Source organism: Roseivivax isoporae LMG 25204 (assembly GCF_000521865.1).
Lineage (GTDB): Bacteria > Pseudomonadota > Alphaproteobacteria > Rhodobacterales > Rhodobacteraceae > Roseivivax > Roseivivax isoporae.
This window is the reverse complement of sequence record NZ_JAME01000142.1, coordinates 1-747: the sequence shown is the minus strand read 5'-3', so window position 1 is coordinate 747 and position 747 is coordinate 1. Positions and strand designations below refer to the sequence as shown.

1 protein-coding gene is annotated in these 747 nt (G+C 74.0%); it reads left to right on the top strand.

The features are described from left to right. The coding region (locus tag RISW2_RS25250) for a cache domain-containing protein (RefSeq protein WP_043775879.1) at nt 1–747 on the top strand (747 nt) is incomplete at both ends.

Genomic DNA, 747 nt, shown 5'->3' with positions numbered 1-747 from the left:
GATCCCCGTTCGAGCCTGCCGCGGCTGACGCTGCCGCGCGCCGCCTACGGTTTCGTCCTGCTGACGATGGCGCTCGTGGCGCTGGCGGCGGGTCTGTTCCTCTATTCGCGCGCCGACGACATGGTCGAACAGGCGCTCGACCGCGCGGTGCGGCTGCGCACTCAGGCGGCCGCCACGTCCTATGCCCGCGCCATCCATTCCGACTGGCGCGACCTGTCCTACCTCGCCGGCGAGATCGCGCGCGGCGACCGGGCGCGGGTGCGCGGGCTCATGGACGGCATGCGGGGCGACGGCACGCGCATTTCGTGGATCGGCTGGGCAGGCACCGACGGCGTGGTGCGCACCGCATCGGACGGGCTGCTCGACGGGGCGGACGTGAGCGCGCGGCCCTGGTTCCGCAACGGGCTGCGCCACGGTTTTGCCGGCGACGTGCACGAGGCGGTCCTGCTCGCCTCGCTCCTGCCCGCAAGCGAAGGCGGCGAGCCGCCGCGCTTCATCGACCTCGCCATGCCGGTGCGGACGGAGGCGGGAGAGGCGGCGGGCGTCGTCGCCATGCACATCGACTTCGGCTGGGCCGCCCGGTTCCTGTCCGAGACCGCGGACAGCCTCGGGCTCGACCTGTTCCTCATCGGCACGGACGGGGCGGTCATCGCCACCACCACCGGCGAGCGGCCGACCTCGGCCGAGCTCGAGATCCTGCGCGTGGCCCGCGCGGGATCGGGCACCGGCACCGGTACCCGCGAGACG